This is a genomic window from Roseateles sp., from assembly GCF_036486225.1.
In the GTDB taxonomy this organism is placed as follows: domain Bacteria; phylum Pseudomonadota; class Gammaproteobacteria; order Burkholderiales; family Burkholderiaceae_C; genus Roseateles.
In genome coordinates, this window is sequence record NZ_DASVNZ010000423.1 from 1 (window position 1) to 19177 (window position 19177).

Annotated in this window: 21 protein-coding genes and 1 riboswitch; of the genes, 8 read left to right on the top strand and 13 right to left on the bottom strand. The window is 69.7% G+C overall.

Annotated elements, in window-relative coordinates; all coding sequences use genetic code 11:
* On the bottom strand, positions 1 to 450 hold a 450-nt coding region (locus VF536_RS27355; RefSeq protein WP_331618119.1), incomplete at its 3' end, for an FAD-dependent oxidoreductase.
* Between the two features lie 281 nt (positions 451 to 731).
* Here VF536_RS27355 and VF536_RS27360 point away from each other — a divergent pair.
* From VF536_RS27360 to VF536_RS27375, 4 genes are all read left to right on the top strand, one after another.
* Complete coding sequence (locus VF536_RS27360; protein WP_331618103.1) at positions 732 to 1496, top strand: DeoR/GlpR family DNA-binding transcription regulator; 765 nt, start codon at positions 732 to 734, stop codon at positions 1494 to 1496.
* A 57-nt stretch (positions 1497 to 1553) separates the two neighbouring features.
* A complete protein-coding gene (glpK, locus tag VF536_RS27365) occupies positions 1554 to 3047 on the top strand; it encodes a glycerol kinase GlpK (protein ID WP_331618104.1) in 1494 nt (497 codons plus the stop codon).
* A 131-nt stretch (positions 3048 to 3178) separates the two neighbouring features.
* Positions 3179 to 3439 (top strand): hypothetical protein, encoded by a 261-nt coding sequence (locus VF536_RS27370; RefSeq protein WP_067279481.1) that lies wholly within the window; start codon positions 3179 to 3181, stop codon positions 3437 to 3439.
* The gene (locus VF536_RS27375; protein WP_331618105.1) at positions 3436 to 3906 is read left to right on the top strand and encodes a type II toxin-antitoxin system VapC family toxin; all 471 of its coding nucleotides are present in this window, start codon (positions 3436 to 3438) and stop codon (positions 3904 to 3906) included. Before VF536_RS27370 ends, VF536_RS27375 begins: the two co-directional genes overlap by 4 nt.
* Here VF536_RS27375 and VF536_RS27380 read toward each other — a convergent pair.
* The 3 genes from VF536_RS27380 to VF536_RS27390 all read right to left on the bottom strand — a co-directional run bounded on the left by VF536_RS27380 (position 3828) and on the right by VF536_RS27390 (position 7410).
* Positions 3828 to 4406 (bottom strand): TMEM165/GDT1 family protein, encoded by a 579-nt coding sequence (locus VF536_RS27380; protein ID WP_088405749.1) that lies wholly within the window; start codon positions 4404 to 4406, stop codon positions 3828 to 3830. The genes VF536_RS27375 and VF536_RS27380 overlap by 79 nt on opposite strands.
* A 78-nt stretch (positions 4407 to 4484) precedes the next feature.
* A riboswitch (yybP-ykoY riboswitch) is annotated at positions 4485 to 4648 on the bottom strand.
* Positions 4622 to 6046 carry a M16 family metallopeptidase gene (locus VF536_RS27385; protein WP_331618106.1) on the bottom strand — a complete coding sequence of 475 codons (1425 nt, stop codon included), beginning with the start codon at positions 6044 to 6046 and terminating at the stop codon, positions 4622 to 4624. (Overlaps the previous riboswitch by 27 nt.)
* Positions 6043 to 7410: a M16 family metallopeptidase gene (locus tag VF536_RS27390; protein WP_331618107.1), complete on the bottom strand. Its 1368-nt coding sequence runs from the start codon at positions 7408 to 7410 to the stop codon at positions 6043 to 6045. The genes VF536_RS27385 and VF536_RS27390 overlap by 4 nt, the downstream gene beginning before the upstream one ends.
* Before the next feature lie 198 nt (positions 7411 to 7608).
* On the opposite strand from VF536_RS27390, the gene VF536_RS27395 reads away from it, so the two are divergent.
* A complete protein-coding gene (locus VF536_RS27395; protein WP_331618120.1) occupies positions 7609 to 7992 on the top strand; it encodes a VOC family protein in 384 nt (127 codons plus the stop codon).
* A 16-nt stretch (positions 7993 to 8008) separates the two neighbouring features.
* Here the strand turns inward: VF536_RS27395 and VF536_RS27400 are convergent, their stop codons facing one another.
* Positions 8009 to 9316, bottom strand: a complete 1308-nt coding sequence (locus VF536_RS27400; RefSeq protein WP_331618108.1) for an NAD(P)/FAD-dependent oxidoreductase — start codon at positions 9314 to 9316, stop codon at positions 8009 to 8011.
* A gap of 62 nt (positions 9317 to 9378) precedes the next feature.
* On the opposite strand from VF536_RS27400, the gene VF536_RS27405 reads away from it, so the two are divergent.
* Positions 9379 to 10071, top strand: a complete 693-nt coding sequence (locus tag VF536_RS27405) for a YafY family protein (protein WP_331618121.1) — start codon at positions 9379 to 9381, stop codon at positions 10069 to 10071.
* A gap of 1 nt (position 10072) precedes the next feature.
* Here VF536_RS27405 and VF536_RS27410 read toward each other — a convergent pair whose 3' ends face one another.
* Both VF536_RS27410 and VF536_RS27415 read right to left on the bottom strand, forming a co-directional pair.
* Positions 10073 to 11167: an acyltransferase family protein gene (locus tag VF536_RS27410; protein WP_331618109.1), complete on the bottom strand. Its 1095-nt coding sequence runs from the start codon at positions 11165 to 11167 to the stop codon at positions 10073 to 10075.
* A 168-nt stretch (positions 11168 to 11335) separates the two neighbouring features.
* On the bottom strand, positions 11336 to 11905 hold the full coding sequence (locus VF536_RS27415) for a hypothetical protein (RefSeq protein ID WP_331618110.1): 570 nt from the start codon (positions 11903 to 11905) through the stop codon (positions 11336 to 11338).
* Between the two features lie 87 nt (positions 11906 to 11992).
* On the opposite strand from VF536_RS27415, the gene VF536_RS27420 reads away from it, so the two are divergent.
* Positions 11993 to 13000, top strand: coding sequence for an XdhC family protein (locus VF536_RS27420; RefSeq protein WP_331618111.1), 1008 nt, complete (start codon positions 11993 to 11995; stop codon positions 12998 to 13000).
* Between the two features lie 33 nt (positions 13001 to 13033).
* Here VF536_RS27420 and VF536_RS27425 read toward each other — a convergent pair whose 3' ends face one another.
* The 3 genes from VF536_RS27425 to VF536_RS27435 all read right to left on the bottom strand — a co-directional run bounded on the left by VF536_RS27425 (position 13034) and on the right by VF536_RS27435 (position 14454).
* Positions 13034 to 13411, bottom strand: coding sequence for a type II toxin-antitoxin system VapC family toxin (locus VF536_RS27425; protein WP_331618112.1), 378 nt, complete (start codon positions 13409 to 13411; stop codon positions 13034 to 13036).
* Positions 13408 to 13620 (bottom strand): hypothetical protein, encoded by a 213-nt coding sequence (locus VF536_RS27430; RefSeq protein ID WP_331618113.1) that lies wholly within the window; start codon positions 13618 to 13620, stop codon positions 13408 to 13410. The genes VF536_RS27425 and VF536_RS27430 overlap by 4 nt, the downstream gene beginning before the upstream one ends.
* Before the next feature lie 216 nt (positions 13621 to 13836).
* A complete protein-coding gene (locus VF536_RS27435) occupies positions 13837 to 14454 on the bottom strand; it encodes a DUF6515 family protein (protein ID WP_331618114.1) in 618 nt (205 codons plus the stop codon).
* A 190-nt stretch (positions 14455 to 14644) separates the two neighbouring features.
* Between VF536_RS27435 and VF536_RS27440 the strand changes: the two genes are divergently transcribed.
* A complete protein-coding gene (locus tag VF536_RS27440) occupies positions 14645 to 15307 on the top strand; it encodes a glutathione S-transferase family protein (protein ID WP_331618115.1) in 663 nt (220 codons plus the stop codon).
* 45 nt (positions 15308 to 15352) lie between these two features.
* On the opposite strand, the gene VF536_RS27445 is transcribed toward VF536_RS27440, so the two are convergent.
* The 3 genes from VF536_RS27445 to VF536_RS27455 all read right to left on the bottom strand — a co-directional run.
* Positions 15353 to 16180 (bottom strand): hypothetical protein, encoded by an 828-nt coding sequence (locus VF536_RS27445; protein ID WP_331618116.1) that lies wholly within the window; start codon positions 16178 to 16180, stop codon positions 15353 to 15355.
* Positions 16177 to 18630, bottom strand: coding sequence for a penicillin acylase family protein (locus VF536_RS27450; RefSeq protein ID WP_331618117.1), 2454 nt, complete (start codon positions 18628 to 18630; stop codon positions 16177 to 16179). The genes VF536_RS27445 and VF536_RS27450 overlap by 4 nt, the downstream gene beginning before the upstream one ends.
* Positions 18627 to 19177: response regulator (locus VF536_RS27455; RefSeq protein ID WP_331618118.1), on the bottom strand; the 551-nt coding region annotated here is incomplete at its 5' end. The genes VF536_RS27450 and VF536_RS27455, both read right to left, overlap by 4 nt.

Genomic DNA, 19177 nt, shown 5'->3' on the forward strand with positions numbered 1-19177 from the left:
CACCACGCGTGCGTCGTCGACGCGGCAGTCCGAAGAGATGAAGCCATGGCGCAGCTGCGGCTTGAGTCCCGCGTTGTAGGGCGGCGCGTCGCGGCGGATGGCCTTCGAGCCCGGCAGGCTCGCGCGCCGCGCCAGGTGGTCGTAGAGGAACAGGCCGATGCGGATCATCCAGGCCGGACGCATCGCCGCGTCGTGCGGCATCACGAAGCGCAGCGGCCACATGATGTGCGGGGCGCTGCGCAGCAGGACCTCGCGCTCCTGCAGCGCCTTGCGCACCAGCGAGAACTCGTAGTACTCCAGGTAGCGCAGACCGCCGTGGATCAGCTTGGTCGACGACGACGAGGTGTGCGCCGCGAAGTCCGAGGCTTCCGCCAGCACGACCTTCCAGCCGCGGCCGGCCAGGTCGCGCGCGATGCCCGCGCCGTTGATTCCGCCGCCGACGACGAGCACGTCGCATTCCCCCTCCGCGCCGGAGGAACCGGACGCATCGCGCGCACCGACGGCGCCTGCATCGGAAGCGGCGCGGTCGGTGGAAGTCGGGTCGGGGAACGAAGCGGCGGTCAAGGTGTCTCCTTGGATCGAATTGGCCGGACAGTCAAACGGCCACCCTGCGATGGCCGTTGGAAAGTTCGCAATTCTGTTCTTCTTTTTCTTTTTAGCGCGAATATGCGCGTTTTGACTGAGGGTTAACCCGGTCAATTGTTCGTTTCGGTTCCTTTAGCCTGCGCGCCATGAATCCGAACCCCCGTCAGAACGATCTGCTGCAGGAGGTGCACGCCCATGGATCGGTGAGCGTCGAATCGCTCGCCGAGAAATTCGGCGTGACGCTGCAGACGGTGCGCCGGGACGTGCAGCGTCTGGCCGAGGCCGGCCTGGTGCAGCGCTTCCACGGCGGCGTGCGCGTGCCTTCGTCGACCACCGAGAACATCGCCTACCGCCAGCGCCAGGCCATGCAGGCCGACGGCAAGGCGCGCATCGCGCGCGCCATCGCCGCGCGCATCCCGGCCGGCTGCTCGCTGATCCTGAACCTCGGCACCACGACGGAGGCGGTGGCGCACGCGTTGCTGCGTCACAAGGGCCTGCGCGTGATCACGAACAACCTCAACGTCGCGATGATCCTGAGCGACAACCCGGACTGCGAGCTGGTGATGGTCGGCGGCTCAGTGCGACACCGCGACCGCGGCATCGTCGGCGAGGCGGCGGTCGACTTCATCCGCCAGTTCAAGGTGGACATCGGGCTGATCGGCATCTCGGGCATCGAGTCCGACGGCAGCTTGCGCGACTTCGACTACCGCGAGGTGATGGTGGCGCGGACCATCGTCGAGCACTCGCGCGAGGTGTGGGTCGCGGCGGATGCGACCAAGTTCAACCGGCCCGCGATGGCCGAGGTCGCCCGATTGCCCCAGATCGACGCGCTGTTCACCGACGAGCCGCCGCCGGAGCCTTTCCCCGCGCTGATGGCGGATGCGGGCGTGGAGCTCGTCGTCGCGCCGTAGCATCGCGACAGGGTTCGCTCAAGAAGCAGTTCAAGAACACAACGAACGAGACAAGCCATGACCTACCTGCTCGCCCTGGACCAGGGCACCTCGAGTTCCCGCGCGATCGTCTTCGACGCGCAAGGGCGCATCGTCGCGATGGCGCAGCGCGAGTTCCGCCAGATCTACCCGCAGCCGGGCTGGGTCGAGCACGATGCCGATGAGATCTGGGAAACGCAGCTGTCCGTCGCGCGCGAGGTGCTGACCAAGGCGTCGTTGAAGGCCTCGGAGGTCAAGGCGATCGGCATCACCAACCAGCGCGAGACCACGCTGGTGTGGAACCGCAAGACCGGACGCCCGATCCATCACGCGATCGTCTGGCAGGACCGTCGCGCCGAGCCGCAATGCGCTGCGCTCCGCGAGCAGGGCCACGGCCCGCGCATCCAGGAGAAGACGGGGCTGGTGGTCGACGCGTATTTCTCGGGGACCAAGCTGCAGTGGATCCTCGACCACGTCAACGGCGCGCGCGACGCGGCGGAGCGCGGCGAGCTCGCGTTCGGCACGGTCGACAGCTGGCTGATCTGGAAGCTCACGAACGGCGAGGTGCACGTCACCGACGTCAGCAACGCGTCGCGCACGATGCTGTTCAACGTGCGCGAGAACCAATGGGATGAAGAGCTGCTCACGCTGCTGCGCATTCCGAAGTCGCTGCTGCCCGAGGTGAAACCGTCGGCGTCCGAGTTCGGGCGCGTGGCGCCGGAGCATCTCGGCACGGCGCTGACGATCGGCGGCATCGGCGGCGACCAGCAGAGCGCGCTGTTCGGGCAGGCCTGCTTCGAAGCGGGCATGGCGAAGAACACCTATGGCACCGGCTGCTTCATGCTGATGCACACGGGGCCTCGCTTCCAAACCAGCGCGAACGGGCTGATCACGACGAGCGCGGCGCAGATCGATGCGACGCCGCAGTACGCGCTGGAAGGTAGCGTCTTCATCGGCGGCGCGGTCGTGCAATGGCTGCGAGACGGCTTGAACGCGATCAAGGGCAGCGGCGAAGTACAGGGGCTCGCCGAGAGCGTGCCGGACGCCGGCGGCGTGATGTTCGTGCCGGCCTTCACCGGTCTCGGCGCGCCGTACTGGGATGCGGAGGCGCGCGGCGCGATCGTGGGTCTGACGCGTGGTTCGACCGTGGCGCACATCGCGCGCGCGGCGCTGGAGAGCATTGCGTTCCAGAGCGCGGCGCTGCTGCAGGCGATGAGCCGCGACGCGGTGGCGGCCGGCGGCGCGCCGGTCAGCGAGTTGCGCGTCGACGGCGGCGCGTGCGTGAACGACCTGCTGATGCAGTTCCAGGCGGACCTGCTCGGCATCCCGGTCGTGCGTCCGAAGGTGATCGAGACGACGGCGCTCGGCGCGGCCTACCTCGCCGGCCTCACGGCGGGCGTGTACGACAACCTCGGCGACATCGGCCGCAACTGGCAGACGGAGCGCACCTTCCGTCCGACCATGTCGCGCGACCGCGCCGAGACGCTGATGGCGCAGTGGGAACGCGCGGTGCGGCAAGCCTCCGCGCGCTGACCGGATCCCCCTTCAGGAGGCCCCATTCAGAGGGTCAGGTCTTCACCCCTCAATGACATGTTTGAGGAAGTGCCAAGCGGAATCGGCCTGCCTAGAGTTGCGAGCTTCTGTTCCATTGAAGGAGAAGCTTCATGTCTGCACTCGATACCCTGGTCAAGGTCGGCACGTACGAAGAAGGTCAGGTCCTCAACATTCCCGACGCCGTCCGGGACGAGCTCCGATTGAATCCGGGAGACCGGGTGGAGTTCCTCAGGCTCGCTCCGCACGAGTACCTGATCTATTCGAAGGAGCATCCCCTCAGCCTTGAGGGAATGATCGGCAAGCCGAAGCGCAAGGTGACGATCAAGGACATGAACCGGGCGATTCGTGCCCGGGGAGGTCATGTCGGATGAAGGGCATCGATACGAACATCCTCGTTCGCCACTTCGCGAACCAGGATGACCCGCAAACTGCGGTTGCCCGCCGCTTCCTGAGTTCTCTCACTCCGGAAGATCCCGGCTACGTCTCCACCGTGGCGCTCATGGAGCTGTGGTGGGTCCTCAGCAAGACCTACGAAATGGAAAGGGCCGGCCTCATCCGTACCGTTGGACGGATGCTTGCGGACCCTCGCCTCCGCATTGAACATGAGTTCGAGGTCGCCGATGCGGTGGATCGATTTGTGATGGGAAACGCCGACTTCCAGGACTACCTGCTTGAGCGCCGCTGTTCAGGCGCAGGCTGCGCCCGAACGATGACTTTCGATCATGGCGCAGCCAAGTCCGCAGGAATGACGCTGGTCGATCAGATCCCCAGCGACTCCCCCGCCCCCAGAAGCGTCAAGACCCCCAGCACCGCAAAGATGATCGCCGCGATGCCGTGAACCAGCCGCACCGGCATCTTGTGCGCGAGCTTGTCGCCCACGAACACGGCCGGCACGTTGGCGATCATCATCCCGAAGGTCGTGCCCGCGACCACCGGCCACAGGTCGTTGAAGCGCGCCGCCAGCGCCACCGTCGCGATCTGCGTCTTGTCGCCCATCTCCGCCAGGAAGAAGGCCACGATGGTCGTGCCCAGCACGCCCAGGCGGAACTTGCCGCCCGTCTCCTCTTCATCGATCTTGTCGGGGATCAGCGTCCACGCCGCCATCGCGATGAAGCCCACGCCCAGCACCCAGCGCAGCGTCTGCGGCGACACCTGCGTCGTGATCCAACTGCCGACGGCGCCGGCACACGCGTGATTCACCAGGGTCGCGATCAGGATGCCCAGCACGATCGGTCCCGGCTTGCGGAAACGCGCCGCCAGGATGAAGGCCAGCAATTGGGTCTTGTCGCCGATTTCGGCGAGGGCCACGAGGCCGGTGGAGATGAGGAAGGCTTCCATGAAAGACTCAGCGGCCGAGACATACCAATGACCATGTCGCCGCCGGCCGCAAAGTCCGGGGACATGGTCAAAGGTCTCGCCAGGCTGGGAACCCGTGGGTTCCTGGCTACCTCGCGCCATGAGCCGAGGCTCAAGTCTGTTGACGCGGGTCTGCTGAATCGGCCTGTCGCCCAAGAGGCCTTCCAGAAGGCCGGGCGACGGGCGGGGTGCAGCGGCTACTCCCCAATGACAGCCCGCATTGTAGTCGATGCCAGCCCGGGCCACGCCCGCTGGGCCGGCTCCGGCGGACCGGCATCGCCCAGCAGCAGCAGGTGTGTGCGGCCATCGCGCCAGCTGGACGCCATCAGCAGTTGCAGCACCGGCGCACTCACCGCGCGCACGCGCTGCGGCCACTGCACACAGTCCTCGAGTTCCCCCGTCGCCAAGGCCTGCGACAGCAGCGCGTCCGGCGCTTCGGCGAGCTGGAACTCCCACTCGCCCTGAGCCAGCGCCTGCGCGAGCGCGAGGTCCTCCGGCGTCACCGCCTCGGCTGCGAGCAAGGGCAGTTGCTCCCGCAACAGCGCCAGCTGCTCCGGCACCACGGCGGCCGGCAGCGTCACGCTCAACCGCCAGCACAGCGCGCCGGCCAGCGATTCCATCTCGCTTTCCCACGGCCACGGCAGCCGCGCCGCGAGCCGTTGATGCATCAACGTGCGTGCCAGCTCGCGCAGCGCGGGCGGCGTGCCGCGCGGCACCGGCGTCTGCACGATCAGACGACAGCCCTGCCCCTGCGGCAGCGGGAGGAACTGCGAGACCGCGGGCGTCGGTGCCGCGGCTGGCAGCGTCACTGCTGGCGTCGGCGCCGCGGCCTGTCCGGCCGGCGGCAGCTTCGCCACGCGCCAGCCGCCCATGAAGTCCTCGGCCAGACCGCGCGCCGTCTGCAGGCTCAGGTCGCCGGCGAACAGCAGCACCGCGCGCTCCGGCCGCCAGTACTGGCGATGGAAGCCGAGCACGTCCTCCCGCTTCAGGCGCTTCAGGCTGGCCGCGGTCTGCACCGGCTGCGCGCGTCCCCGGAACTGCCGCCGCGCCGCCCATGGCGCGAGCAGCAACGCATCGGCGCGCCGCAGCACCAGCGCGTCGATGGCGCGGCTGCGGATGTGCTCCAGCGATTCGAAGGCGAGCAGCGGCCGCTGCGTCAGATCCGCCAGCAGGTTGACCGCGTCGTCGCATTGATCGGGCAAGGCCTCCAGCACGATCTCCGCCGTCGACGGCGTCAGTTCCAGCCGCAGCGGCAGGCCGAGCAGATCGCCTGCATAGGCGATGTCGGCGGATTCCATCTCCTCGCCGTCGCGTTTCGCGCCCTGCGCGAGCATCGACAACGCCACCTCCGCCAAGCCGTCCTTGCCCGCCGGGTCACGCAGCCAGCCGCCCTCTCCGATCAGGCGGACCACCGTGCGCGGCGCACCGGGACGCGGCAGCACGACGACCCGCAAGCCGTTCGCGAGCTTCGTCTGTTCGAGCGGCAACGGCATCGGCGCGGGAGCCGGCGGCGCCTCGGGCGGACGATCGAAACCGTCCTGCGCCAGCGCCGGCCAGGCCGCCGACCCCGACACGATCGCGGCGCCGAACATCAGCCCACGGCGGTTCAGATCGACGGTCATGCGGCCACTCCCGCAGCGGCGCCGATGTCCGCCAGCAGCGTCAGCACCGGCGCCTGCACGACCTGCTTGCGCCAGAACTGCTGCACCTCCGCGCCGCCCAGCTTCATCCACGCGGCCATGTCCTTGGCCGGCGCGACGACCTCGCCCCGCACCGCCCACGCAGTGCCGAGCGATCGCGCCAGTCGGTCGGCGGTCCAGTCGTCCGACAGCGTCTGGCGCCGCAGCAGCGCCTTGGCCTTGTTGAGTTCCTCGTCGGTCACGGGCTCGTCGGCCAGCCGCAGGACTTCCTGCTGCAGCGCCAGCGCCACCGGTGCGGCGGTCTGGCCATGCGCCGCGAGCGCCTGCGCGACCAGCAGCCCCGCGTCGCGGTGCGTGTCCAGGCGGAGGCTGAGCTGATGCGCCAGCGCCTTCTCGTCGACCAGCGTGTCGGTGAGGCGGCCGGAACGGCCGAGTCCCAGCAGCGCATGCGCGAGCTGCCACATCGGCGTCGAGGGATCGTCGGCGCGCGGCACCTGCCAGACCAGCGCGGCGGCCGGCAGCGGCGCCCGCGCGAGCGACAGCTTCAGCGTCTGGCTCTGCGGCCGGCGCGACTCGCGCAGGTCGGCGGGCCCGGGGGCGGAGGCGGACGCAGGCAGGGACACGGATGAGGAGACCGGCGGCGAGGCCGACGAAGCGGCAGAAGAAGCGCCAGAAGAAGCGCCTGAAGAAGAGGCTGGCGGCATCGGCGGCCGGATCGAGCCGAAGTAGTGCATCACCCAGCGCGCGACCGCGGCCTCGTCGAAGGCGCCCGTGACGACGAGCAACGCCCGGTCGCAGCCGAATCGACCGGCATGGAACGCACGCACGGCGTCGATGTCCACGTCCTTCAGTTGCTCCGGATCGCCGAGCGCGCCGCGCTGGTAGGGATGCGTCAGGTAGCCGCTGCGCTGGACGGTGAGGTCCAGCCGCGCATAGGGGTTGAGCTGAGGGGCCGTCACCGCCTGGCGCAGCTGCTGCTTCGCGGTGGCCAGCGTGTCCGGCTCCAGCCGCGGGTTGCTCATGCGTTCGGCCTCGGCCCACAGCACGCGTTCGAGCTGCGACGCAGGCACGACGGTCTGCAGCGCGGCGAAGTCCTCGTCGATCTCGAGGCCGCTGCGGCCGCCGGCTGAGGCGATCAGGCGGTTGAACTGGCCGGGCTCCAGGTAACGGCTGGCGCCGGCGACGAGCCGGAGCACCAGATGCGTCATGCCGCTGCGGCCGGTGGGATCGTCGCGACCGCCGCAGCGATAGACCACGCGCACCGCCGCCTGCGTGCCCGCGACCGGGCGCGCCAGCCAGAGCAGGCCGTTGGGCAGCCGTTGGGGCTCGGGGGACGGGGCACTCATGGGCGGCAATCCTAGCTGCCAATCCGCTGTCAGCAGCCGGTCCGCATCATGGACGCGACGTCGTCCTACAAGCCGGCCCACCCGAATCGGGGGGCCGCCGTGGGACGGCGAGGGGTCCGGCCCGCGCCGACGCCCCGCACGCAGGGGACACCCGTCCCGTCGTCATCGTCCTTCCACGGAGAGCCCGCCATGAGCGCCTTGAACTTCGCCTACACGATCGTCTACGTCGAGGACGTGGGCGCGTCGCTGGACTTCTTCGAGCGCGCCTTCGGTCTGCGGCGACGTTTCCTGCACGAGTCCGGCGCCTACGGCGAGCTGGAGACCGGCGCCACGACGCTGTCCTTCGCCCGGCACGACATCGCGCGCGGCAACCTCGGCCAGGACTACCGGAAGGCGGAGGACGGATCGCCGCTGGGCATGGAGGTCGGCCTGTCCACGCAGGACGTCCCCGCCGCCTATGCGCAGGCGCTGGCCGCCGGCGCGCAAGGCCTGACCCCGCCCATCACCAAGCCCTGGGGCCAGGTGGTCGCCTATGTCCGGTGCCCGGACGGCACGCTGGTGGAGATCTGTACGCCGATCTGACTGCGGCTGGCGCGGCTTACGCGTCGTCCCCGACGCCAGGACGCGGTTCGACCACGATCCGCGCGTGGCGCTGGAAGGTGAAGTACGCCCAGGCCCAGTCCGCGAAGACGCGGACGCGGTTGCGGAAACCGATCAGGAAGTACACGTGCACGAACAGCCAGAACAGCCAGGCGGCGAAGCCGCTGAACTGGATCGTCCCGAGGTCGGCGACCGCCGCCTTGCGGCCGATCGTCGCCAGGTTGCCGTAATCCATGTAGCGGAACGGCGCCTCCGAGCGTCCCCGCAGCCGCGCCAGGATCTGCCGCGCGGCGTGCCGGCCGGCCTGCTTGGCGCCGGGGCTGACGCCGGGCACCGGCTTGCGGCTGCCGTCCTTCTCGAGGCTGGTCGCCGCGGCCATGTCGCCGACGACATAGACCTCCGGATGGCCGGGGATGTTCATCTGCTCATCCACGACCACGCGACCCGCGCGGTCCAGCGGCACGTCCAGGGTGCGGGCGAGCGGCGACGCCGCCACGCCGGCCGCCCACACCTTGGTGCGCGACGCGATGCGTTCCTTGCCGCCGTCGGCGGTCTGGAGGTCCACGCCCTCCTCGTCGATGCCGACGACGCGGCAGCCGGTCCGCACGGTCACGCCGATGCGCTCCAGCTGCGCCTGGGCCTGCGCCGACTGCGCCGGCTTGAACGCCGCCAGGATCCGGTCCGAGCCTTCGACCAGCAGCACCTGCGCGCGGCTGGGGTCGATGCGTCGGAATTCGTCGCGCAAGGTGTGGCGGGCGATCTCGGCCAGCGTGCCGGCCATCTCGACGCCGGTCGGCCCGCCGCCGATGACGACGAAGTTCAGCCACGGCGCGCGGCTGGCGGCATCGGGCAAGGTCTCGGCGCGCTCGAAGGCGCTCAGCAGCCGCGCGCGCAGCTGGAAGGCGTCGGCCAGCGTCTTCAGCCCGGGCGCGTGCGCCTGCCACTGGTCGTTGCCGAAGTAGCTGTGCGTGGCGCCGGCGGCCACGATCAGATGGTCGTAACCGAGGCGCTGGCCGTCGGCGAGCACGACCTCCCGCGCGGCCTTGTCGACGGCCTCGACATCCGCCATCAGCACGGTGAGGTTGCGCTGGTGGCGCCGCATGTGCCGGATCGGCGACGCGATCGACGGCGCGGACAGGCCGGCCGTCGCCACCTGGTACAGCAGCGGCTGGAACAGGTGGTGGTTGCTGCGGTCGATCAGCGTGACGCGGACCGCGGCGCCGTCGAGGACTTTCGTGGCCTCCAGGCCGCCGAAACCGCAACCGACGATCACGACATGGGGAAGCGCAACATGTGGGTCAGCCATGCGACACATCGTAGCGGGGATGACGACCCGGACAGGTCAGGCCCATGGCCCACAATCGCCGGATGCGCCGCGCCGACCGCCTGTTCCAGATCGTCCAACTCATCCGTGGACGCCGCCTCACGACCGCCGAGTTCCTCTCCCAGCGGCTGGAGGTCTCGATCCGCACCGTCTACCGCGACGTCGCCGCGCTGCAGCAGCAGGGCGTGCCCATCGACGGGGAGGCGGGCGTCGGATATCGCATGCGGGTGGGCTTCGAATTGCCGCCGCTGATGTTCAGCGCCGAAGAGGCTCAATCCCTGGTCGCCGCGGTGCGGCTGGCGCAGCCGCAGCTGGACGCGGTGCTCGGCCAGCGCGCGGAGGAGGCGCTCGGCAAGATCTTCGCGGTGCTGCCCGGCTCGGCCCGGGCGGCCGCCGAGAGCCTCACGGTCTACGCGCCGCAGCGCGGTCTCGATGTCGCCACGCGGGAGCGCCTCACCCACCTGCGCCAGGCCACCGAGTCCCGCACCAAGCTGCGCCTGCACTACCTCGACCTCAGCGACCAGACCAGCACCCGCCTCGTGCGGCCGCTGGCCTGCTTCTTCTGGGGACCGGTGTGGACCTTCTCGGCCTGGTGCGAACTGAGAGAGGACTTCCGCAGCTTCCGCGTCGACCGCGTGCAGCAGCTCGAGATGACCGAAGAGCGCTTCCGCGACGAACCCGGCAAGACGCTCGCCGATCTGCAGCGGCGTGAGAACGCGCGCGAGAACTGGGCCTAGTTCAGCGCACCGCCACGCCCTGCGGCAGCGCCGCGGCGCGCGGACGCCAGCGCAGCAGCGGCGCCTCGATCCAGCGGTGGAAGGGCAAGGCGGCCAGGTTGCTCAGCGCCCAGGCGACGAGCAGCGCCAGCGGGGCGAGCGCGTCCAGCATGGGCGCGGGACTCTCGGCGCGGTGCTCGTAGATCGCGTTCACGAGCAGGCAGACCGGGAAGTGCACCAGGAAGAGCGCGTAGGCATGGCGCGCCATCGACTGCACCGGCGCCTGCCCGTGCCGCTGGAACCACACCGGCAGCGTGCCGCGGCGCCACAGCATGATGACCACGGCCGTCAGCGCGGCGACGACCAGGCGCTCGCGGAACTGCAGGGCCAGCGCGGCGACCATCAGGCCGCCCAGCGCCAGCAGGCCTGCGCGACGCGCGGCAGGCGACCAGCCCTGGCACCAGCACAGCAGCACGCCCAGGCCGTAGGCGCCAAAGAAGTAGATCGCGTAGGCGTCCAGGTCGGCCATGCGATTGAACTTGAGCAGCGACGCGGCGCACAGGACGCCGACGACGGCCGGCGCCATCCACAAGCGCGACGCGCGCGTCAGCGGCAGGCAGCGCAGGCTCCACATCACCAGCAGCAGCAGCGCGAAGAGCTGGAAGTCGATCGCGACGTACCAGGCGCCGACGGTCAGCGCCTCGACCGACATCAGGTCGTGCAGCAGCAGCGCGTGGGCGAGGATCTGCGTCAGGTGGACCTGGGTGGGCACCAGTTCCGGCAGCAGCGGCTGGACCAGCCATGAGGACAGCAGCGTCAGGCCGACCGCGGCCATGAACGGCGGCACCAGGCGCCAGTAGCGCTGCGCCAGCAGGGCCGGCGCCGAGCGGCGCAGCTGCGGCTCCTGGGCCGACAGGGCCCGCGCGCTGAGGTAACCGCCCAGGACCAGGAACACCTGCACGGCCATGCGGCCGTAGTCGTAGAGCCATCCCGACAGCAGCGGGAACAGGCCGTGCATCGCCTCGGCGATCGGTCCGTAGACCGACAGGTGATGCAGCACGATCAATTGCGCGGCGGCCGCGCGCAGCGCGTCCAGCGGGAACAGGCGAGAAGCCATGGGAGTCGGCGGATTCGGTCGCCGACGGTCCCTGGGGGCCTCATCCGGCGGAAAACGAAGCGGCCACCGCGAGGTGGCCGTTGGATTGCGCCGGATTCTATAAGCAAATCAATAAGTTACATCGATGCACAGATTCGGTGGCGGTCGCGTGACGCCCGGGCGTCGCGCTCAGCGCTTCGAACGCGGGGGACGCTCGCGCGGTTTCGGCGTGGGGAACAAGGTCCCGTTGAAGATCGCAGCGAACCAGCCGATGTACCAGTCGACCAGTCGCTGCGGCCACGGTTTCGGCGGCGCCTTCACGGGCTTGGGACGGTCGGAGGGATGGCGCCGCTCGACGGCGTCGGCGAAGGCGACCAGCCGCGCCCGGAGCGCCTGCAGGCCCGCGACCTTCGATGGAGCGTCCCGCTCGGCCTGGATCACGAGCGCCACATGCAGCAGCGCGCGGTCCTCGCCGAGCGACTCCAGCCGGAGCTGCGCCTGACCGGTCACACCGCCAGTGCGCGGCCCGCGCCCCTCGAAGCTCAGACGCAGACGGCTGGGCGCGTCGAGATCGAGCTGCAGCACGTGGCCTTCGAATCCCGGCAGGACCAGCGCGAACGCGCCGCGGGCATCGGCGGCCTGGACGCTGGAGCCCGTCGGCAGGCTGTCCGCGAGCAGGGTCAGGTCGTGCAGCGTTTTCCAGGCCAGGGCTTGGGGGACGGGCAGGACGAGGTCGTCGTTGAGGGCGAGCGTGGGCATGCGGGAGATTGTGGGCCCGTCCACGCGACCGCGCGGACATGCGCGAGGTCCGACGCAGGGTGGAACGATTTTCGCTATGGTGCGCGCATGGACAACATGGACCTGCAGGTGCTGCGTCAGGTGCAGCAATGGATCGATGCCGACCAGCGTGTCGTGCTGGGCACCATCACGCGGACCTGGGGGTCGGCGCCGCGGCCGGTCGGCTCGATCGTCGCGGTCCGGGCGGACGGCTTGATCACCGGCTCGGTGTCCGGCGGCTGCATCGAGGACGACCTGGTGGCAAAGATCCGCGAGGGGGCGCTGTCGTTGAAGACCCCCGAGCTGATCCGCTACGGCGTCGGCGCGGAGGCGGCGCAGCGCTTCGGTCTGCCCTGCGGCGGCACCTTGGAGCTGATGCTGGAGCCGGTCGGCGCCCATTCGGCGATCGCGCCGCTGCTGGAGCGGCTGTCGCGCGGGGAGCGCGTGCTGCGCACGCTCGACCTGGAAAGCGGCGCGGTCTCGCTGGCGGAGCCGGGCGAGCACTCGCGCGACGGCGCGGACCGGCTGGTGCTGAGCGACGCCCAACTGGTGACGCACCACGGGCCGCAATGGCGCCTGCTGATCATCGGCGCGGGGCAGATGAGCCAGTATCTGGCGCAGATGGCGCTGGCGCTCGACTACCAGGTGCAGGTCTGCGATCCCCGCGACGACTACCCGTGGACGCTGATCGCCGCGCCGCTGACGCGCGAGATGCCGGACGACGTCGTCCAGCGGCTGAAGCCCGACGGCCACACGGCGATCGTGGCGCTGACGCACGATCCCAAGCTCGACGATCTGGCGCTGATGGAGGCGCTGCGCGGTCCGGCGTTCTACGTCGGCGCGATCGGTTCACGCGTGAACCAGGCCAAGCGCCGCGCGCGGCTGAAGGAACACTTCGACCTGACCGACGCGCAGCTGGACCGGCTGCACGGCCCGGTGGGCCTGCACATCGGCGCCCGCACGCCGCCCGAGATCGCGCTGGCGATCCTGGCGCACATGACCGCGGAGCGGTATGGCGTGCAGGTCAGCAGCAGCGCGACGCCGACGGACGGGAGCGAGGCGGGTTGCGTGGTGTGACCACGCGTTGACCATCCCACGTCGTCGCTCTCTTCAGACCTGCAGGATCAGTTCGCCGTATTGAGGCAGTTGCCCATCGGCCGTGATCAGATGCGCAGCCTCGCTGATCGCTTGTGCAACGAGCAGGCGGTCGAACGGGTCATGGTGGTGCAACGCCAAGATCATCGTCGTCGCTGCATGCTCGGCACTGACCGGCAATTCAACAAAGCCGCAGGTCTTTATCTTTCCGACCAGGTCATCAGGGTCCACATCGAGTCGACCAATTCGAGCCTTGATCGCAAGCTCCCAGATCGAGACAGCGGAGACGAATACGGCGTCCGCCGTATCGATGAGGTGTCGCGTCGCTGCAGTGAGTCGCTGGGAGCCTTCGACCACCCACAAGAAGATGTGTGTGTCGAGAAGCAAGGTCATACACGCCCTTCGAAGCTGGCCAGAACGTGGTCAGGCAAAGGCGCATCGAAGTCTTCGGAAATGCGAATCTTCCCCTTGAGAATTCCATAGGGGACGACGCGCCGCTTCACGGGCAGAAGATCGCCCCCAGCCGAAGTCTGAGCGGAGATGGGCGGGCAAAGTGACGTGGGGAACGGGAACCGCTCCGCAGGCTGGGGAATCGTGTTCATCTTGAGCGTTGTCCAAAGAAAAGGAGGACGAATCAGTCTAGGACTCGTCCTCCGCTGGGCTCTTCAACCAGACGCTCAATCCGATGTCTGTTTGTCCTGCGTCAATGAACTCGTCGATAGCCGACGCGATGTGTGGCGTGTCGACCTATCGAGTGATCGAATTCGATTTCGCATCGGCAGATCTGTGGCAGATGAGGAGACGTTCCTGTCCCACGTTCACCGCATGCTGTACCCCCGCCCGTCCATGCACGCCTCCACCGCGCGGTTGAACACGCCGGCGTCGTTCATCGACGAAGGCTGCGTCGTCGCCCAGCGGTTGCATTCCTGGCGGTCGGCCTCGGTCTGCCCGGCCGACTGTCCGTTGCGCGGATAGATGATCGGGTCGGGCCGCGGCGGAGCGACCGGCGCGGGGGTCGCGGCGTCGGCGCCCGGCGGCGGTGCGACCACCACGTAGCCCGGCCCCGGCGAAGCCATCGTGTAGTACGCGCCGTTGGCGTAGTAGTACGGGTAGCCGCCGATGCGCAGCGTCACGTAGGCGCTCGGCAGGATGGGCACCACAAAGCCCAACGGCGGCGCGATCACCCGGAAGCTCGGCCCCCACGGCTGGTACCAGACGCCGCCGTGGTACCAGTAGCGGTTGCCCACGAACACCGCGCCGCCCGGCAGGCCGCGCGCGACGTAGCCCGGCGCGGGGTAGTAGTGGTCGTGGTGGTAGCGGCTGTCCAGGCGCAGGCCGATGTCGACACGCGCCCCGCCGCCGCCGTGGTGCTGCGCCGAGGCCAGCCCCGCCGACAAGGCCAGCGCGACGGGAATCAACCAACGAAGCTTGTTCATGCTGCTCATGATCTGCTCACGCCGTCCGACGGCGCCCAGGAAGTCCAGATGGCTTATTCAACGCCGCAGCGCTCGGCCACGTCTACGGAAGGGCGTTTCGCCGGGGTAAAGAACCATTGCTTCGACGGCCCCCGGCCACGAGAGAATCACAGCACATTCACGTCACCACCACGCGCCGCCCCCCGACGCCATGATCGAGCTCTACTACTTCCCCAGCAATGCCAGCTTCGCGCCCCACGTCGTCCTCCACGAACTGGGCATCCCGTTCCAGCTGCGCCTCGTCGATCGCGACAAGGACGAGCACAAGTCGCCCGAGTTCCTGGCGATCAACCCGAACGGCCTGCTGCCCGCGATGCGCGACACCCGCGACGGTGCGGAGGACCTGGTGCTGTTCGAGACCGCCGCGATCCTGCTGCATCTCGCCGACACGCATCCCGACGCCGGCCTCATGCCCCCGCTCGGCACCGCCCGGCGCGCGCACGCCTACAAGTGGCTCATGTGGCTGACCAACACGCTGCAGCCCACCGTCATCGCCTACTACTACCCGGACCGTTTCGTCGCGCCGGGCAACACCGCCGGCAGCGCCGAGGTGAAGGCCCAGGCGCAGGTCCGCGCCGGCGCGCAGCTGGATCTGCTCGCCGCCGAATTCGAGCGTCATGGCGGGCCGTTCATGCTCGGCGAGCAGTACTCGGTGCTCGACGCCTTCGCCTTCATGCTGTGCCGCTGGACGCGCAACTTCAGCGACCCGGCGCGCAAGCGCCCGGCGCTGGGCGCCTTCCTCGAACGCATGGCGCAACGCCCCGCGCTGCAACGCACGATCGAGACCGAACAACTGCCGAAGCCCTGGTTCTGACCTCACGGCGCGAGCAAGCCGCGCGTCAAGGCCTCGGCTCAGGCGTCAACGCGCCGGCAGCGCCTGCAGGTAGTCGTAGAGCCGCTGCGCGATCGCCGCGCGATCGGCGGCCGGCATCGCCTCGGCGAGCGCCGGCATCGTCGTGCCGGGTCGCACTGCGGCGGGCTCCAGCAGCCAGCGTTTCCAGGCCGCCGCGTCGTAGCCCTTGACGACCACGTCGAGGTCCAGCGGCATCTTGTCGCCGCCGTAGCCGCGGATGCGGTGGCAGCTCAGGCAATGCGTGCGGGCGAGGTCCGCCGCATCGGCGTACCTGGCCGCCAAGTCCCCAGGCAGCAACGCGCGCGTCGAGGAGGGCCCCACGCTCACCGACGCGACCTGGTAGGGCCACAGCGCGCCGCCTTCGGCCTGCAAGGCCTTCGACGAGCGGTTGTCCCAGACCAGGTAGAACGGGCCGAGCGGGACCTGCTTCTCGCCCTGCAGGTGGTTGTCGACTTGGAACAGCCGGCCATCGGTGCGCGCGTGGACCAGCCACGCGCGATGCTGCGAAAAGCGTTCGACCGGGATGCGCGAGACGAAGCCGTCCAGCGCGCGGAACTCGAGCTCCTGCCCCGGCGCGCGCCAGCCCTTGCCGAGCACCGCCGTCAGCACCTCGTCCGCCGCAAAGCCGACGTAGCGCACCTCGGGCATGCGACCGTCGCGCATCAGGTGGGGTTCAAGGACCGCCACCGTCACCGCCTTGCCGGCGCGCGGCCCCAGCTGTCGACCGAGTTCGGCCGGCTTCGGCAGTTCCACGGCCAAGGCCGGCAGCGCGGCGCCGGCGCTCAAGATCGCGACCGCCGCGGCGATCGCCCTGCCGAACCGCATCGCGCTCATGGCTTCAGGACCAGCATCCCGCGCGCATGGGCCTTCACGTCGGCCTCGTCCAGCCATTCGCGCCGGTACTGCCCCTTGGCCAGCAGTTCGGCCTGATCGCGGTAATGCGCGTCCGGCCAGACGCCGCTCTGGCCGACCGGATTCACGCCGAGGGCCTCCTGCGGCTTCGCGAAGTCGATCAGCCGGCGCGTCGACGGCCCGTACACCACGCCCCACGGCGCGCTGCCGTTGCGCTGCGCCAGGTTGTTGGGCACCTCGTGCCCGCCCGGCACCGGGAAGGGGCCGACGTTGAAGATCTTGTCGAGCGGCTTCTGCTTGCCCAGCGGATGCTCGTGCATCAGCGTATGCACGCTGTCCCAGCGCCACTTCGTGCTGTCGGCCCCGAGCGTCTCGTACAGGTGCGCGACCGCCGCCTTCCAGGCCTTGCGCACGATGTCGGTCTGCGTCTCGCGCTGCGGCGTCGAGCGGTCGTCCCACCAGGGCGAGTCGCTGTCCGCCGTCAGCCGGGGCAGCGCCTGGTCCAGCGCGCGTGTGCGGCGCAGGTTCTCGAACTGCGCGTCGCCGAGCTCGTCCTTCATCGCCGCGCGCAGCAGTTCCGCCGCCAGTTGCTGGAACAGCACCGGCGCCACCGCATCGGCCTTGTAGGCGCCGTTCCAGCGCACCAGCGCCTCGACCAGCGATTGCTCTTCCGCCGAGGCCGAACCGCGCAGCAAGGGAATGATCGGCCGCAGCACGCGCGGGCCGTAGTCGGTCTGCACGTCGAGCTGCAGCGCCTGGCTGTTCTGGACATCCCAGCGCTTGCCCTGGTTCAGCAGCCCGTCGAGGCGGGCGCCCCGCTCGGCCAGGTTGTAGTAGCCCGGTACCGGCGTGTCGCCGGGCGGCTGGAAGTTGGCCGACACGATGTAGCCGCGCGCCGGATTCTCCTCGTGCGGGTTCGCGGAGAACGGCAGGAAACCGGGCTTGTCCGCCTCGTCCGTCGCGCCGTCGAGGATGAAGGTCGGATTGACGCCCTCCGGCCGCATCGGCAATCTGGCTGCGGCCCACCAGGCGATGTCGCCGGTCGCGTTCGCCCAGACGACGTTCAGGCCCGGCGCGTGGATGAGGCTCGCGGCCTCGCGCGCCTTGTCCAGCGTGTCCGCCCGGCCCAGCTTGTAGAAGCCGTCCATCACCGGGTTCTCGGTCTCCAGGAAGGCCCACCACATCGCCACCGGGCGCTCGCCGCGATCGCCCGGGATCGCGTCGTTGACGATCGGTCCGTGCGGCGAGCGGCGCAGCGTCAGGACCTGGTCCGGCTGGCCCTTGACCTTGAGCACCTCCTGGCGCGAGGTCATCGCCACCCAGCGGTCCTTGATCCAGACCTCGTTCGGATTGGCCGGGTTGACCTTCTCGGCGATCAGGTCGACGTCGTCGTTCTGGAACATCGTCAGGCTCCAGCCGAAACGCCGGTTGTGCCCGAGCAGCGCCATCGGATTGAGCGCGAGGTGATGGCCGTAGAGCTCGAACTGCGGCGTGCGCAGATGCGCCTCCCACCACACGGCGGGCGTCGAGTACGCGATGTGCGGATCACCCGCCAGCAGCGGCTTGCCGCTGGCCGTGCGGCTGCCGGAGACGACCCAGGCGTTGCTGCCCTCAAACTGCGGCAGGCCGGCGAGTTCCGCCGCGCGTCCGCTGACCGCCGCCAGACGCGCCAGCAGGGGCGCGACGTCGGCGAAGCGGCGATCCGCGCCGCCTGGTCCGTTCGGTCCGCCCGGTGCGTTGCGAGGCCCGGGCGCGTTCAGCGCCTGCGGCTCGAGCGCGCCCTTCGGATGCCAGTCGAGATCGAAGATGCGCAGGTAGTCCGGCCCCAGGTCGCGTACCGCCGTCAATGCCGGTTCGGTGCGGAAGGCCGCTGCGAAGCTGTAGGCCAGATAACCGGCGATGCTGTAGGTATCCGCCGCCGTGAACGGGCGTTTGGGAATGCCGAGGATCTCGAACTCCAGCGGCGCCGGTCGCGTGGCCTGGTACTGGTTGACGCCGTCCAGGTAGGCGTACAGCGCCCGGATCGCGCCCGGCTGCGCGGTGATCGCCGAAGAGGCCGTGGCCAGCTCGTCGGCGCGCTGCCGGATGCCGAGCGTGCGGAACAGCCGGTCGGTCTCCACCAGCTTCGGGCCGAGCACCTCGGCCAGTTCGCCGCGGGACAGCCGGCGCAGCATCTCCATCTGGAACAGGCGGTCCTGCGCATGCAGGTAGCCGAGCGCGCGGTAGAGGTCGTCCTCGTTGCGCGCATCGACGTGGGGGACGCCCCACTCGTCATAACGGACGGTGACCGGGGCGCTCAGGCCCGAGAGCTGCAACTCGCCGTCGCGCACCGGCAGCTTCTGGTGGACATGCCAGGCCGCGCCCGCGCCGGCGATGGCCGCGAGCACGGCCAGCGTGATCGCGCCGCGCCTGAGCCAGCGACCGACGCTCATGGGCTGACCGGTTTGCGCAGGTGGGACAGCGTCTCGACGCGCTTGATCAGCTCGCGGTCGTTCCAGGGCTTGTGGAACATGCCGTACAGGCCCTGGATCTGATGCAGTCGCGCATGCAGCTCCTCATGGCCGGTGATGGCGATCATGGGCAGGTCCTCGGTGGCCAGCGCGCCCTGCACCGCCTTGATCAGCTCGAAGCCATCCATGTTGGGCATCTCGAGGTCGGTGATCAGCACGCCGAAGCGGGTCTGGCCGAGCAGCTCCATCGCCTCGACGCCGTCGCGCGCGGCGACGACCTCGTGGCCGGCGTCGCTGAACAGCTTCAGCAGCTTGGCGCGCACCACGGCGGAGTCGTCGACCACCAGCAGCGGCAGGCGCTCGGGCGCCACGTCGGGTGCGACAGGTGCAACGGGCGCGGCGGGCGCCGCCGGGGGAACGGTGCGGGCGGCCGGTCCCGGCGGCAGCGGACGCGGCACGGGCGGCGGCGCGCCGAAGTCGCGGTAGTCGCCGCGGCGCACCGTGATGATGATGATCACGATGGCCAACG

Coding starts and splice junctions, on each gene's coding strand:
- VF536_RS27360 (WP_331618103.1), top strand. CDS start 732: ATGAATCCGAACCCCCGTCAGAACGATCTGCTGCAGGAGGTGCACGCC.
- glpK (WP_331618104.1), top strand. CDS start 1,554: ATGACCTACCTGCTCGCCCTGGACCAGGGCACCTCGAGTTCCCGCGCG.
- VF536_RS27370 (WP_067279481.1), top strand. CDS start 3,179: ATGTCTGCACTCGATACCCTGGTCAAGGTCGGCACGTACGAAGAAGGT.
- VF536_RS27375 (WP_331618105.1), top strand. CDS start 3,436: ATGAAGGGCATCGATACGAACATCCTCGTTCGCCACTTCGCGAACCAG.
- VF536_RS27380 (WP_088405749.1), bottom strand. CDS start 4,406: ATGGAAGCCTTCCTCATCTCCACCGGCCTCGTGGCCCTCGCCGAAATC.
- VF536_RS27385 (WP_331618106.1), bottom strand. CDS start 6,046: ATGACCGTCGATCTGAACCGCCGTGGGCTGATGTTCGGCGCCGCGATC.
- VF536_RS27390 (WP_331618107.1), bottom strand. CDS start 7,410: ATGAGTGCCCCGTCCCCCGAGCCCCAACGGCTGCCCAACGGCCTGCTC.
- VF536_RS27400 (WP_331618108.1), bottom strand. CDS start 9,316: ATGGCTGACCCACATGTTGCGCTTCCCCATGTCGTGATCGTCGGTTGC.
- VF536_RS27405 (WP_331618121.1), top strand. CDS start 9,379: ATGCGCCGCGCCGACCGCCTGTTCCAGATCGTCCAACTCATCCGTGGA.
- VF536_RS27410 (WP_331618109.1), bottom strand. CDS start 11,167: ATGGCTTCTCGCCTGTTCCCGCTGGACGCGCTGCGCGCGGCCGCCGCG.
- VF536_RS27415 (WP_331618110.1), bottom strand. CDS start 11,905: ATGCCCACGCTCGCCCTCAACGACGACCTCGTCCTGCCCGTCCCCCAA.
- VF536_RS27420 (WP_331618111.1), top strand. CDS start 11,993: ATGGACAACATGGACCTGCAGGTGCTGCGTCAGGTGCAGCAATGGATC.
- VF536_RS27425 (WP_331618112.1), bottom strand. CDS start 13,411: ATGACCTTGCTTCTCGACACACACATCTTCTTGTGGGTGGTCGAAGGC.
- VF536_RS27430 (WP_331618113.1), bottom strand. CDS start 13,620: ATGAACACGATTCCCCAGCCTGCGGAGCGGTTCCCGTTCCCCACGTCA.
- VF536_RS27435 (WP_331618114.1), bottom strand. CDS start 14,454: ATGAACAAGCTTCGTTGGTTGATTCCCGTCGCGCTGGCCTTGTCGGCG.
- VF536_RS27440 (WP_331618115.1), top strand. CDS start 14,645: ATGATCGAGCTCTACTACTTCCCCAGCAATGCCAGCTTCGCGCCCCAC.
- VF536_RS27445 (WP_331618116.1), bottom strand. CDS start 16,180: ATGAGCGCGATGCGGTTCGGCAGGGCGATCGCCGCGGCGGTCGCGATC.
- VF536_RS27450 (WP_331618117.1), bottom strand. CDS start 18,630: ATGAGCGTCGGTCGCTGGCTCAGGCGCGGCGCGATCACGCTGGCCGTG.